This is a genomic window from Citreicoccus inhibens (assembly GCF_019039035.1).
Lineage (GTDB): Bacteria > Myxococcota > Myxococcia > Myxococcales > Myxococcaceae > Citreicoccus > Citreicoccus inhibens.
The window spans coordinates 194,004-206,737 of sequence record NZ_JAHNZT010000004.1 but is presented as its reverse complement, the minus strand read 5'-3'; the positions used below and the strand labels follow the sequence as shown (position 1 = coordinate 206,737).

The following is a 12,734-nucleotide window of genomic DNA, read 5'->3' as shown; positions in this document are numbered from 1 at the left end:
ATCGGTAGCCTCTGGCCCCGTGCCCGTAGCCGAGAAGCCCGTTCGTCATCGGAAGATTGGCGCCTACCGCATCCTCGGCGAACTGGGCCGAGGCGGCATGGCGCTCGTGTATCGCGGCCTCCACGAGATGATTCAGCGCGAGGTGGCCATCAAGGAGCTGCTGCCCGAGGGCCAGCACGACAAGGAGGCGGTGTCGCGCTTCCGTCGTGAGTCGCTGGCGCTGGCCGCCTTCCGTCACCAGAACATCGTCACGCTCTATGACCTGGTGGAGAAGGGCGAGTCCCTCTTCATGGTGATGGAGTACGTGGACGGGCCCACGCTCCACACGCTCATCAAGGAAGGCCCGCTGCCTCCGGACGTGGCCGCGGTGGTGGGCGCGCGCATCGCCTCCGCGCTGGACCACGCGCACTTCCGCCGCATCATCCACCGCGACCTCAAGCCCGCCAACGTCATGCTCACCAAGGCGGGTGAGGTGAAGCTGATGGACTTCGGCATCGCGAAGGACGTGGGGCTGGAGGCGCTCACGCAGCAGGGCATGGCGGTGGGCACGCCCTCGTACATGTCTCCGGAGCAGGTGACGGGCGCGCCGCTGGACGCGCGCACGGACATCTTCTCGCTGGGCGTGTTGCTCTATGAGGCCCTCACCGGCGCTCGGCCCTTCCAGGGCAAGACGGCGGGCGAGGTGTTCGCGCGCATCCGCGACGGCAAGTACCCGCCGCTGCACAAGGTGGCCCCGAGCGTGCCGGCGCCGCTGGCGCGCATCGTCCGGAGGGCGCTGGAGGTGAAGCCCGAGGACCGCTTCCCGGACGCGGCGGCCATGCGGCGCGAATTGGACGTGTTCCTCGCGCACGAGGTGCAGGTGTCCCACGCGGCGCTGCTCGTGGCCTTCCTGCGCTTCCGACAGAAGCTGACCGAGACAGAGGCGCTGGCGCACCTCACGCAGAAGGAGCTGGGCGTGATGGAGGCCTTCGACGCGCCTCGCCCGCGCGCATCCGGAGGGCGTCTCAAGTGGGTGCTCGCGGCGGCGGCGGCCGTCGTCACGGCGGCGGGCACCGGGCTCTACTTCACCCAGGCGCAGTGGGCGCCGCTCGTGCAGCACCTCACCCGCTGAGGCGGGACAAGGAGAATTCCATGGGACGCATCGTCACTTTCGTCGTGGGCCTGGGCGTGGTGCTGGGCGCCGTCTGGTACGTGATGAACCGGCCCGCCCGGACGGATCCCCAGGCTGCCGCCGCGCGGCAGCTGGAGAACGTGCACAAGGCGGCTGACCGACTGGGCGGAGAGCTCCAGAAGGGCGCCGACGACATCATGAAGAAGACGGAGGAGTGAGCCGCGGGACGCGGGCCCTCGCGTCCTACTTCTTCTCGTGCGTGACGGTGACGATGGTGCCGATGCCGCCGCGCACGAAGAAGTCGCCCACCACCGTGAGCTTGCGCGGCTGGATGGCGCGGATGATGTCGTCCGCGATGGTGTTGGTCACCTTCTCGTGGAACGCGCCCTCGTTGCGGTAGGCCCACATGTAGAGCTTGAGGCTCTTGAGCTCCACGCACTTCTGGTCGGGCACGTACTTGATGGTGAAGCGCGCGAAGTCCGGCTGGCCCGTCATGGGGCACAGGCAGGTGAACTCCGGGCAGTCGAAGGCGATTTCATAGTCGCGCTCGGGGGCCGGGTTGGGGAACGTCTGGAGGTCCTTGGACGGCTGGGAAGGCATGCGGCTGTCGTCTAGCACACGCCTGGGCCATTGCATCCCTTTCCCCACCGTCGGCTCCCTGGCTGCTGACCCCTCGCGTGTGTTGGCGGCCCAACGCCGCGGGCGTCCAACGCGCTGGATTGGAGTGCGAGGCGAGTTCCGCGGTCGGCCGAGGGGCCATAATCCAGCGCTCGCCCCCTCCTCCCTTTTCCGTCGCGCATGCCGCTCCCCCACGACATCGAGGACGTCCTCGCGGGTCTGCCCCAGGCCATGGTGCGCGTGGGGCCGGACCTGCGGGTGCAGTGGTGCGAGGAGGGCTTCGCCGCGAAGACGGGCGTGGAGCTGCGTCCGGGCGGCGGTCTCTTGGAGGTGCTGGAGCGCGGCCGGAGCCTGGACGCCGTGGAGCGGGCCATCCGCGAGGGGCACTCGCATTCCGGGCACGTCATCACCCGGGCGCTGCGGCAGGTGCGCGTGCAGGTGTGGCCCACGCGGGTGGGAGAGCCGGCGGGCTCCTGGTTGGTGATGGAGCCCTCGGGGGTGGATGACGAGGGCGCCTTCTCGCAGGCGGTGCAGGAGATTGCCCGCGCGGTGGGTGAGTCGCTGGAGGTGGACAGCGTGTGCGCCGCCGCGGTGGTGGCGCTGGTGCGCTGCGCCCAGGTGCGGCGGGCCGAGGTGTTCCTCTCCGAGGAGGACGGGCAGCCGCTGCGCCGGGGCGCGGTGTCGGACCTGGCGGGCTCGGAGGCGCCGGAGGACACCTTCGACCCCGCGGATGATCCGTTCCGCCAGGCGCTGGCCACGCGCCAGCCGCAGCTCGGCATCCAGCGGGGCTACGGCGACGCGATGGGCTCCATCTTCGCGGCGGTGCCGCTGTGCGCGCCGCGCCGCACGGTGGGGCTGCTGCTGCTCTACAAGGAGCAGGGCACGTCCTTCTCGGTGCGCGAGCTGGAGCTGTGGAGCGCCGCGGCCAACCAGCTCGCGGTGGCGGTGGAGAACGCGCGGCTCTTGCGCGAGGCGCAGGCGGCGCTGCGGGTGCGCGAGGAGTTCATGTCCATCGCCTCGCACGAGATGAAGACGCCGCTGACGCCGCTGAAGCTCGGCCTGTACTCCATGGAGCGGAGGCTCGCCGCGGGGCAGCCGGTGGAGCTGGCGGGCGTGCTCAAGGCCAAGCGGCAGGTGGACCGCTTGGGGGGCCTGGTGGACGACCTGCTGGACGCCAGCCGGTTGGAGCTGGGGCGCCTGGCGTTGCAGCTCGCGCCGCTGGAGATGGGGCAGCTGGTGGCGGAGGTGGTGGACCACTTCCGCCACGCCTTCGAGCGGCCCTTCTCCGTGGAAGTGCCGCGCGAGTGCGTCTGGGTCTTGGGGGATAGGGACCGGCTGGAGCAGGTGCTGGTGAACCTGCTGGAGAACGCGCACAAGTACAGCCCGGCGGGCGAGTCCATCGGCGTGAAGGTGGACCGGCTGGCGGGCGAGGCGCGCATCCACGTGCAGGACCGAGGCATCGGCATTCCAGGGGCGGACCAGTCCCAGGTGTTCCAGCGCTTCTATCGGGCGCGCAACGTGTCGCACCGCAACTTCGGCGGGTTGGGGCTGGGGCTGTTCATCAGCCACTCCATCGCGAAGATGCACGGCGGTGGGCTGTCGTTGACGAGCGCGGAGGGCGAGGGCTCCACCTTCACGGTGTGCCTGCCCCGCATGCCGCCGCACGAGGTGAAGCGGCTGCCTCGGCGCGTGCTGCTGCTGGACGAGGACGCGACCCAGGAGGCGGTGGCCGAGCGCGTGCTGCGCGCGGAGGGCTTCGAGGTGCTCACGGTGCATGACGGCGCGGAGTCGCTGCGCCGGGCCACGCACCTGCCGGTGGACCTGGTGGTGCTGTCCACCAGCGCCGCGCACGGACAGGTGGGCGTCTTCCTGGAGACCTTCGCCACCCTGCCACGCGCCCGGCCGGTGCCCATCCTCCTGGCCGGGGATGCGCGACCCTGGTGGGCGCAGGAGGACGCCTCGCTGTGCACGCGTCCCTACAGCCCGGACGAGCTGGTGGCGCGCGTTCGCAACGTGCTGGCCCTGGAGCCTCGTTGGCGCGCGGCCTCGGGGGTGTCCCACGCGGACGTGGAGCCGGTCAGCGCGCCTCGGCAGTGAGGGCGCGGAAGTCCACCGTCGTCACGCCCGCGCGCGCCAGGGCCTGGCTGGCGCGTGGGTGGAGGAAGGTGGCCAGCTCCACCTCGCGTTGCTCGGCGTAGCGACTCTTGACCTGTTCGGGCGCGAAGCCGGGGTGGCACATCAGCTCGGTGATGCCCTCGGCGGGGAGCGCGCTCACCGTGGCCTCCAGTCGCTCCAACGTCCAGTGCGCGGTGGCGCCCGTCTCACCCAGGAAGTGGGACGGAGAGGCCACGCCTCGCGAGGCGAAGGCGCGGTGCATGGCCGGGTCGAGCGCGCGCACGGGGAGCCCCGTGGCTCGCGCGGCTCGGATGAGCCCCTCCAGCACGCCGGGGTGGCGGTGCAGGTGCTTGTGCACGTCCACGTGGGTGGGGCGCTGGCCCGCGAGGGCGTGGAAGCGTTCGAGCTGGGAGAGGCACTCGGCCTCCGCCACGTCCGGAGGCAGCGTGGGGGCTCGGGACTCGTCGAAGAGGCCGTCATTCAGGAGCGCGGTGGGGAAGGCGCTCCACGCGGGCGTGCCTCGCGCGAGGTTCAGGTGCAGGCCCACGGACAGCCCTCGCGCGTCGCGCGCGGCCTGGGCGGACCACGGCGTGTTCACCAGGAGGGTGGCGGAGGTGACGATGCCCTCGCGCAGTGCGCGGAGGATGCCGCGTGTCACCGCGGGGTCGTAGCCCAGGTCATCCGCGTTGATGATGACAGCGCGCGCGCGCGGCCTCACGGCCGGGGCCGCGCTTGGAAGAAGCGCCACAGCTCGCGCGAGGCATCCAGGTTGCGGGTGCCGTTGTTGTAGAGCGGCTGGCCGGGCCACGCGTGCTGGCCGCCCTGGATGGTGCACAGGCTGGCGGTGGCGCTGTCGGGAGTGCAGCCGGTGTACGCCTCACAGGTGCTGTCTCCCTTGGAGTAGGTCTGCTGGAGCGGGCCCTTGCAGCCATTGCGCTCGGCGAAGGTCCGCACCGAGTCCGGGGCGGACGGGTAGGGCGCGGTGGCGAAGGCCACGGTGCCGCCGTCGAAGGCGATGGTGGCGTCCGCGGTGCCGTGGAAGTGCAGCACGGGCACGGGCCGCGAGGGCGCGCAAGGCATGACGCCCAGCATGCCGGACACGGGCGCGATGGCGGCGAAGCGCTGGGCGCGCTCACAGGCGAGCCGGTACGCGAAGAACGCTCCGTTGGAGAATCCGGTGGCGAAGGTGCGGCGCGGATCCACGCACACCTTCGTGTCGAGGTCCGCGAGCATGGCGTCCACGAAGCCCACGTCGTCCACGTTGGCGATCTGCGCGGGCCCGCAGCAGGCCCCGCCCGCGTTCCAGCTGGTGGTGCCCGCATCGACACCGCTCACGCCGAAGACGTCGTGTGCGTCGAGCCCCATCGGGTACACGGTGATGAAGCCCTCGGTGTCGCCCAGGGCGGAGAGCTGGGTGAGTTGCTCCATCTCCGTCCGGTTCGAGGTGAAGCCGTGGAACGCGAAGATGACGGGCGTGGGCCGGGTGGCGTCGTAGCCCGGCGGCACGTGCACGGTGTAGCTCCGCGTCCGGCCTCCGCTCTGCACCGTGGATTCGATGGTGCCGGGGCCCTGGGTGAGCCCGGTGCAGCTCGTGCGATCCGGAGGCGCGACGTCGCCGTTGCGCACCACTCCCGAGTCTGGTGGATCCGACGGCGTGCCGGGAGAGTCCGAGCACGCGGCCAGGGTTCCGAGGAAGCTGACGACAAGGGCGGCGCGAAGGGTACGCATGGGCTCCGGTTTATCTCCTGGCGTGCCGGCATGCACCCGGTCCCCCTTGCGCGGTGGACCACCCCCGTGCAACGGGAGGCGCGCGTGTCGGACAGGGGACAGGGTGAGGTGCGTGAAAGCACCGTCCGCCGCTGGACGCTCCACAGGGTGTGTCGAGCAGGCCAACCGCTCCCTGGTCGTCGAGGGCGCGGCGCCGAGGCGGGGCGCCCGTGTTGCGAGGCACATCAGGCCCGCGTGCGGTGCGACTCCCACCTGGGGCGCGACGCTGAGGCGGAGCGCCCGCGTTGCGTGGTGCGTCTCGCCCGTGTGCGGTGCGCGCTCAGTTCCCCGCCTTGCACTCGGCGGACAGCGCCTCCGCGCGCGCGGGGAAGCGCTCGGTGAGGGCCCGCTTGGCCTCGGCCACGGCGGCGGCGTCTCCCGCGTGGGCGTGGAGTTGGCACCGCGCCGCCAGGGCTCGCGGATCCTGCGGCGCGAGGCGATCCGCTTCTCGATAGGCGCGCTCGGCGCCGCTGGCGTCGCCCTGACGGAAGAGGACCGCGCCCAGGTAGTAGTGCGCCTCGGCCAGCTGCGGCGCCTTTCGCACGGCCCGCTTCAGCAGCGCCGCCGCGTCGTCCACGCGCTCCTGGCGGAAGCGCACGAAGCCCAGCTCCGCGAGCGCCTCGGGGTCCTCGTGCTCGCGCGTCCAGTTGGAGAGCACGGTCGCGGCCTCGTCCAGTCGGCTCGCGCGCGACAGCATGCGTCCGTAGCGCGGCGCCACGTCGGAGTGGTTCGGCGCTTGGGCGTAGGCCTTCGCCAGCGTGGCCAGCGCGCCCGGCACATCTCCCTGGCGCTCGCGCAGCTCGGTGAGCGCCAGGGGAACGCGGAGGTCCTTGGGCGCCAGCGAGGCCGCCACGTCGAGGGCGTGCTCGGCGCGCTTGCCCATGCGCAGCTCGGTGGCCGCGCGCGCGGCGAGCAGATGTGCCTCCACGTCCTGTGGGAAGCGCGCGGCATAGGCATCCGCCAGCTCGAGGGCCTTCGCGTGCGCACCGGATGCCAGCAACAGCGCGCTCGCCCGGGCCAGCTCCGCCGCGGTCGCGCGGGCGTCCGTCCCCAGCCCATTCAGGGCGGCGACGCGCGTCTCGGGAGTGGTGGCCGCCTCGGCCCGAGCGAGCTTCTCGGTGGGAGGCGTTCCTGGCCGGCGGAGGTACCAGGTCGCGCCGCCGCCCAACGCACCCACGAGGAGCAACCCACCCAGCACCCCCGCCACGCGCCTGCCGCGTCCCCGCGATGACTCCCCGGCGGGCGCGTCCTCGATGCGCGAGGGCGACGCCGCGCGCGGCGAGGCGGAGGGCTCGGGTGGAGGCGCGGCCGCGACATCCGGCGGCGGAAGCACCGCGGCGGGGACCGTCGCCGCATAGCTGGGAGGCACGACGCCCTGATTCGGCGGCGTCCCCGAGTGGGATGGGTCCGCGAGCCGTGCCCGGCGCAGCGCCAGTCGCTTGGGGTCCGTGCCGGGCGGGAACAGCACGTCCACGTAGGCGGCCACCTGCGCGGGCGTGGCGACCTCGGCCTGACCGCCGATGGACTCGAGGGCCTCGATGAAGGACTGGAGGCTGTCGAACCGCGCGGCCGGGTCACGCGCGAGCGCGGTGAGGCAGACCATCTCCAGCGCGGGAGGCACGGACGGGTCGAACGCGGTGGGCGGGCGCGGGCGTCCCTCGGCGATGCGCGTGAGCACCTCTTCGGCGTTCATGCCCGTGAAGGGCCGCCGCCCGCAGAGCTGCTCGTACAGCATGACGCCCGCGGCGAAGATGTCCGCGCGGTGGTCCACGGGGCGGCCGGCGATCATCTCCGGCGACATGTAGAAGAACTTGCCCTTGAGCGTCCCCGGCTCGGTGCCCGAGCCCAGCGCGTCCGCCTTGGCGATGCCGAAGTCGATGACCTTCACCGCGCCGTTGGTGCCCACGTGGATGTTGTCGGGCGTGAAGTCGCGGTGGACGATGCGCAGCGGGCGACCGCTCTCGTCAACGGCGCGATGCGCGGCGTCCAGTCCCCGGCACGCATCCACGAGCACCCGCAGCGTCAGGCCCAGCGGCACGCGCTGCCCGCGCTCGGCGGCCTCCTGGCGCACCTCCGCGAACGAGCGCCCCTCCAGCAGCTCCATGGCGATGAAGGGCTCGGTGCCCTCCATGCCCAGCTCCAGGATGGTGACGACGTGCGGGTGGCGAACCTGCGCGGTGATGCGCGCCTCGTTGAGGAACATCTGCACGATGCGGCGGTCCGAGGCGAGGTGCGGCATCAGCCGCTTCACCGCGACCGCGGGACCATGCCGCCCGTCCTCTTCGATGCGGCGGCCCAGGTACACCTCGGCCATGCCGCCCGTCGCGATTCGCGCGCTCAGGCGGTAGCGGCCCACCCAATACAGGCTCTGCTCCGACGGCTCCACGGTGGCGGCAGTCTACGTAGCAGCGGCTCCGCTTCCCAATCTCCTTCTGCACGGCTCGAACGTTCGCTCTGTCGCCAGGCGCGAGGCCCACACGCTCCCCGGCGGCCTGAACCTGCCCCGCTCCCTCGCGGCGGCGCGTGGATCACCCCTCGCCTCGGTGGCCGGACGCGCCGCGAGGTCCCGCCTCCCCGCCTGGATGGATGGGGCACCGGGGCGGAAGCGACCCCCTGCGATGGGGACGTGACACGTGCGTTGCGCACACCGAGGGTCGTGGCCGCGCCGCATGTGGGTGCACTCCCTTCCAGTGCGCGCCAGGGCTCGGGGGGAGTGCTAACGTCGGCGCATTCCGTTTGGGTCTCGGGGGCGGGGACCGTCAGGCACTCAGTCGCTGCGTCTGCTGGAGGGATGTTGGGCACCGTCCTCAAGGGTGGATACGTCGTCGAGCTGGAACCCGCGCTGGTGGAGCGCGTGGACCTTCGCATCGAAGGAGACCGCATCGCGGCGCGCGGTCCGGACCTCCAGCCGGGGCCGGACGACGAGGTCGTCGCCCTGTCCGGCAAGCTCGTCTTCCCGGGGCTGGTGAGCGCGCACCACCGGCTGCACATGATGCTCGGGCGGGGCATGCCGCAGCCCGCCCTGGAGACCTATCAAGAGTCCCTGGAGCGTGTGCGCTGGCGCTACGAGAACGCGCTGGACCTGGACGCGGTGCAGGTGGCCGGCACCGCGGGCGGCCTGGAGGCGCTCCAGTGCGGCACCACCACGCTCCTGGACCTGCACTCCTCCCCGAAGGCGGTGACGGGCTCGCTGGTGCGGCTGGCGCGCGGGCTCCACGAGGTGGGTGTTCGCGGCGTGTTGTCCTACGCGGTGACGGACCGCGTGGGCGCGGTCGGGCGCGAGGAGGGCCTGGAGGAGACGGTCAGCTTCGCGAAGAAGGCCAAGGGCCGCTTCCGAGGCCAGGTGGGCGCCGGCCCCAGCTTCACGCTGTCCGATGACGCGTTCCAAGGGCTGACCGAGGCGCTGCACGCCACGGGCACCGGGCTGCACGTGCCGCTGGCGGAGGACCCGCTCGACGAGCGGCTCTCCATGGAGCGCCATGGGGCCTCGCCCGTGGCGCGGCTGCTGAACGCGAATCTCCTCTCGCCGCGCACGCTGCTGGCCCACGTGGGGCACCTGGCGTGGGCGGACCTCGCGCAGGTCATCGCGACGGGCTCGTGGATTGTCCACACGCCGCGCTCCAACCAAGGGCTGGAAGTGGGCTACGCGCCCGCGCTGAAGTTCGGCGCGCGGGCCACGCTGGGCGCGGATGGCGTCTCGGCGGACCTCTTCGCCGAGGCGCAGGCGGCCTATCTGCGTTCGCGCGAGGCGGGCCAGCCCATCGACGTGCTGCGCTATCTCACCAACGGGCACCGGCTGGCGTCGCAGGTGTTCGAGGCGGCCATCGGGCCCATGCGCGAGGGCGCGCTGGCCGACCTGCTGGTGCTGGACTACCAGCCGCCCACGCCGCTCGCGGCGGGCAACCTCGCGTGGCACGTGGTGTACGGACTCGGCAGTCGCCACGTGGAGGCGGTGATGGTGGATGGCGTGTGGCGCGTGTGGGCGCGTCGGCCGTTGTCGGTCAACCCCACGGTGGTGGCCGAGCAGGCGCGCGAGGCCGCCGCGTCCGTGTGGGGCCGCATGGCGGAAGCGGGCTAGCGCCCTCGGGCCGGCTTGCAATCCGCGCGGGAACGCCTTCAAGTCCGCGCCATGCTCATTCCCTTGCTCGTGGCGGGGCTGGTCAGCGCGGCCATTCCCCAGGTGGGCGAAGTCGCCCCGGACTTCACGGTGAAGGACACCACCGGCGCCGTGCACACGCTGTCGGAGATGGTGAAGCAGGGCCCGGTCATCGTGGCCTTCTTCCCCAAGGCCTTCACGAGTGGCTGCACGAAGGAGCTGACGGCCTACAAGGACCGTTACACCGAGGTCGAGAAGCTCCAGGGCCAGGTGCTCGCCATCTCCATGGACGACGCGGAGACGCTCACGCGCTTCAAGACGGAGCTGAAGGCGCCGTTCCCGTTCATCCCGGACCCCGAGGGGAAGGTCGTCGGCGCGTACGACGTGAAGATGCCCGTGCTGTCGCTGGCCAAGCGCTACACGTTCACCGTGGGCGAGGGCCGCAAGATTCTCAAGGTGGACTCGGGCGGTGACGCCGTCGACCCGACGGGCGCCATCACCGCGTGCCCGCTGCGCAAGCCCGCCGCCGCGCCCGCCTTCATCCCCAGCGACGCCGGGACGAAGTAGCCGGGCCCCGTGCGCAAGGCACCCGGGGCGCAGGTCGCGCGCCCGGGTGTGCCCCGTGCACCCGACCCTCAGTGCGCGAGGGTGAGCGCCGTGTCGACGGACTCGATGCGCAGCGTGTTGTCCATCAGCAGGGGAAGCAGCAGCCGCTGACGGCGTGCATCCAGCCCGAGGTCCGCGATGCCCATCTGCTGGGTCGCGGTGGCCGTGAAGGTGCCGCCCTCTCGGCCCACGAGCAGGTCACCCGCGTCCCAACTGGTGATGGCGAGGCGTCCATCCGCCAACGCGACGATTCCATCGAGCTGCCCCGCAGGCATGTGCTGCACGGCGCTCCGGGTGCCATCGGCGGAGAGCCGGTAGACGTCGCCTGTGCCCATGGTGGCGACGAGCAGTCCGTCCTTCCACTCGACGCCGTTGGGATGGCCGAGCACCTCGCCCTTGGCCACCGTGCGCACGGAGCCGTCCGGCTTGATTTGATAGATGGCGTCGGTGCCGGTGGGCTCGAAGGCGCCGCCGTTGTCGCGATACCCCATGTCGGAGGCGTACACCGAGCCATCCGGCGCGCTGACCAGGTCGTTGAGGAACGTGGCGCCGTCGATGGTGACGTCGCTGAGCTGCCGACCGGTGTGGCGATCGAAGCGCCTCACGACCGTGATGTCGGAGACGTAGAGCACGTCGCCCGCGAGCGCCATGCCCTTGGGGGCATCGAGGTGGACGTCGGCGCTGCGGCCGTCAATCCACGCGAGGTTCAGGACGGTGCCGTCCGGCGAGATGCGCGAGATGAAGCCATTGTCGTCCGCGACGAGCGGGCTCCCCGCCATGTTGCTGACCAGGTACACGTCCGCCTCGGGGTCGTGAAGCGCGGACTCCGGAGAAGAGAAGCCCTGGAGGACGATGGGCGAGGGCAGCGAAGGCGGGGGCGTGGGCTTCGAGTCGTCGCAGCCCGCGACCAGCAGCGTGAAGCAGAGGAGATGAGAGGTGCGCATGGAAATCCCTGGAGCGCTCCGCCGGGAAGTCGGCGTCGCGTGGAGGGACTTCTAGGAAACGGTGCGTGGGCGCGTGTTCCCGCACCGCTCAAAGATGTGCCCGGTCCGCTCTCGCTCGCGTGCGCGGGACTCCGGCCCAGTGCCGGTACTGGCGGCTGAACTTCGCGGGCGAGGTGTAGCCGCAGCGCTGCGCCACCTCGGAGATGGCGAGCCGCGAATCCGCCAGCAGCGAGTGGGCCAGCGACATGCGCTCTTCCAGCAGGAGCTGGCGCAGCGTGGTGCCCTGGGACGAGAGCTGACGGCGCAGCGTGGCCTCGCTCACGCCGAACTGGCGGGCCACATGCGTGGCGCGCGGCGTCTCCGCGAGTCCCCGGCGCAGCCACTGGCGCACGGCGAGGATGGGGTCCTGGCGGAAGTGGGAGCGGGGCGCGGGCTCTTCGGAGAGGCCTCGGTACTGGACGGACAGGCTCAGCAGCACGTCCTCCAGGCGGTGCCGCAGCACGGTGGCGTGGGTCTCCACCTCGGGGATGCTCTGGCAGTAGTGCAGCAGGGCCAGCAGCGTCGAGCGGTTCGGCTTCATCACATGGGGCCGGTCCGCGGAGAAGGCACCGAACGCGGGGGACACGCACAGCGAGGGGTGATGCTGCTGGAGTTGGGCGCCCACCTCGGGCGAGACGTCCATGACGAAGGCGCGGTACTCGCCCTCGTGAGGAACGTTGGTGATGCTCAGGCCCATGGGGCCGGGCAGCACCAGCGCGCTCCCGGTGGGGACCTCGAAGCGGTGGCCCTTGTAGCGCACGTCCTTGTGGCCGCGGCAGACGATGGCCAGCAGCGGGCGCGTGAAGTCCAGGTGGCGGAAGTGCTCGCGGTTCCACGCGACATAGATGCCGAGCCGCGCCAGGGGCGTGTCACAGAGGTTCACGCTCCCAGTCCGCTCCGGGCGGAGCTGCTCGGCGGCATGCGCGAGCTTGCGGAAAAGGGCCTCGCGCTCGAGCTCGGGGTCTTCCTCCAGGGCGTGGTCTTTCATCGGGAGAGCGGCGGCGGTCGCGGCGGACGAGGACACGCCGGCAGCACACCGCGCCGGATGCGCTGGCGACAAGGACTTCGTGAGGGCGACACGGAGAGGAACCGACGTCGCGGATAGCTGACACAAGGCTGTCACAGCTCAAGCGCAAGGTAGGCGCCGTGTCTGGGGCGAGTGCCCTGGAGTGGCTTCCGCGTGCGCGGGGCCCGAGGAGGACGTGATGCTGTGGATGCTGTTCTGGCTCGATGTGTCGGTGTGGCCCGCTCCCGCTCGCAAGGGCAACGCCGTGGTGCGCAAGCCGAGGAGGCGGGCTTCCGCGAAGCGCAAGCCCGCCACGCTGCCTGACTCCGTGGCGTGGTTGCCGGACCGGATGGGGCCCGGCGAGCCATCGACGGTGGCACCGACGCCGCGTCGCTCGGCGCAGGCGTCCGCGCGCAGGGCGGGGTGACGGGC

The 12,734-nt window shown here is 71.8% G+C and carries 12 protein-coding genes; 6 read left to right on the top strand and 6 right to left on the bottom strand.

Features of this window, described 5'->3' with window-relative positions:
• Window positions 1-19: 19 nt before the first annotated feature.
• Together KRR26_RS07295 and KRR26_RS07290 are read left to right on the top strand one after the other, a co-directional pair.
• Window positions 20-1,111 (top strand): serine/threonine-protein kinase, encoded by a 1,092-nt coding sequence (locus tag KRR26_RS07295; RefSeq protein ID WP_120205975.1) that lies wholly within the window; start codon window positions 20-22, stop codon window positions 1,109-1,111.
• A 20-nt stretch (window positions 1,112-1,131) separates the two neighbouring features.
• Window positions 1,132-1,329 (top strand): hypothetical protein, encoded by a 198-nt coding sequence (locus KRR26_RS07290; protein WP_120205977.1) that lies wholly within the window; start codon window positions 1,132-1,134, stop codon window positions 1,327-1,329.
• 25 nt (window positions 1,330-1,354) lie between these two features.
• Here KRR26_RS07290 and queF read toward each other — a convergent pair whose 3' ends face one another.
• Window positions 1,355-1,711, bottom strand: a complete 357-nt coding sequence (queF, locus tag KRR26_RS07285; RefSeq protein ID WP_120205978.1) for a preQ(1) synthase — start codon at window positions 1,709-1,711, stop codon at window positions 1,355-1,357.
• Window positions 1,712-1,909: 198 nt separating this feature from the next.
• On the opposite strand from queF, the gene KRR26_RS07280 reads away from it, so the two are divergent.
• The gene (locus KRR26_RS07280; protein ID WP_120205980.1) at window positions 1,910-3,826 is read left to right on the top strand and encodes a hybrid sensor histidine kinase/response regulator; all 1,917 of its coding nucleotides are present in this window, start codon (window positions 1,910-1,912) and stop codon (window positions 3,824-3,826) included.
• Here KRR26_RS07280 and KRR26_RS07275 read toward each other — a convergent pair.
• The 3 genes from KRR26_RS07275 to KRR26_RS07265 form a co-directional block, all read right to left on the bottom strand.
• Window positions 3,807-4,562: a carbohydrate deacetylase gene (locus tag KRR26_RS07275; RefSeq protein ID WP_217079459.1), complete on the bottom strand. Its 756-nt coding sequence runs from the start codon at window positions 4,560-4,562 to the stop codon at window positions 3,807-3,809. The genes KRR26_RS07280 and KRR26_RS07275 overlap by 20 nt on opposite strands.
• The gene (locus tag KRR26_RS07270; RefSeq protein ID WP_217079458.1) at window positions 4,559-5,572 is read right to left on the bottom strand and encodes an extracellular catalytic domain type 1 short-chain-length polyhydroxyalkanoate depolymerase; all 1,014 of its coding nucleotides are present in this window, start codon (window positions 5,570-5,572) and stop codon (window positions 4,559-4,561) included. Before KRR26_RS07270 ends, KRR26_RS07275 begins: the two co-directional genes overlap by 4 nt.
• A gap of 319 nt (window positions 5,573-5,891) precedes the next feature.
• The gene (locus KRR26_RS07265) at window positions 5,892-7,997 is read right to left on the bottom strand and encodes a protein kinase domain-containing protein (RefSeq protein WP_217079457.1); all 2,106 of its coding nucleotides are present in this window, start codon (window positions 7,995-7,997) and stop codon (window positions 5,892-5,894) included.
• Window positions 7,998-8,405: 408 nt separating this feature from the next.
• Here KRR26_RS07265 and KRR26_RS07260 point away from each other — a divergent pair, with 408 nt between their 5' ends.
• Window positions 8,406-9,689: an amidohydrolase family protein gene (locus KRR26_RS07260; protein ID WP_120206151.1), complete on the top strand. Its 1,284-nt coding sequence runs from the start codon at window positions 8,406-8,408 to the stop codon at window positions 9,687-9,689.
• A 51-nt stretch (window positions 9,690-9,740) separates the two neighbouring features.
• Window positions 9,741-10,274: a peroxiredoxin gene (locus tag KRR26_RS07255; RefSeq protein ID WP_120205987.1), complete on the top strand. Its 534-nt coding sequence runs from the start codon at window positions 9,741-9,743 to the stop codon at window positions 10,272-10,274.
• Between the two features lie 68 nt (window positions 10,275-10,342).
• Here the strand turns inward: KRR26_RS07255 and KRR26_RS07250 are convergent, their stop codons facing one another.
• Together KRR26_RS07250 and KRR26_RS07245 are read right to left on the bottom strand one after the other, a co-directional pair.
• Window positions 10,343-11,257, bottom strand: a complete 915-nt coding sequence (locus KRR26_RS07250; RefSeq protein WP_120205989.1) for an SMP-30/gluconolactonase/LRE family protein — start codon at window positions 11,255-11,257, stop codon at window positions 10,343-10,345.
• A gap of 88 nt (window positions 11,258-11,345) precedes the next feature.
• Entirely contained in the window at window positions 11,346-12,284 is a 939-nt protein-coding gene (locus KRR26_RS07245; protein ID WP_217079456.1) for a helix-turn-helix transcriptional regulator, read from the bottom strand.
• Between the two features lie 181 nt (window positions 12,285-12,465).
• Here KRR26_RS07245 and KRR26_RS07240 point away from each other — a divergent pair, with 181 nt between their 5' ends.
• Window positions 12,466-12,729, top strand: a complete 264-nt coding sequence (locus tag KRR26_RS07240; protein WP_217079455.1) for a hypothetical protein — start codon at window positions 12,466-12,468, stop codon at window positions 12,727-12,729.
• The last annotated feature ends 5 nt before the right edge of the window (window positions 12,730-12,734 follow it).

Coding starts and splice junctions, on each gene's coding strand:
- KRR26_RS07255 (WP_120205987.1), top strand. CDS start 9,741: ATGCTCATTCCCTTGCTCGTGGCGGGGCTGGTCAGCGCGGCCATTCCC.
- KRR26_RS07245 (WP_217079456.1), bottom strand. CDS start 12,284: ATGAAAGACCACGCCCTGGAGGAAGACCCCGAGCTCGAGCGCGAGGCC.
- KRR26_RS07280 (WP_120205980.1), top strand. CDS start 1,910: ATGCCGCTCCCCCACGACATCGAGGACGTCCTCGCGGGTCTGCCCCAG.
- KRR26_RS07290 (WP_120205977.1), top strand. CDS start 1,132: ATGGGACGCATCGTCACTTTCGTCGTGGGCCTGGGCGTGGTGCTGGGC.
- KRR26_RS07250 (WP_120205989.1), bottom strand. CDS start 11,257: ATGCGCACCTCTCATCTCCTCTGCTTCACGCTGCTGGTCGCGGGCTGC.
- KRR26_RS07270 (WP_217079458.1), bottom strand. CDS start 5,572: ATGCGTACCCTTCGCGCCGCCCTTGTCGTCAGCTTCCTCGGAACCCTG.
- queF (WP_120205978.1), bottom strand. CDS start 1,711: ATGCCTTCCCAGCCGTCCAAGGACCTCCAGACGTTCCCCAACCCGGCC.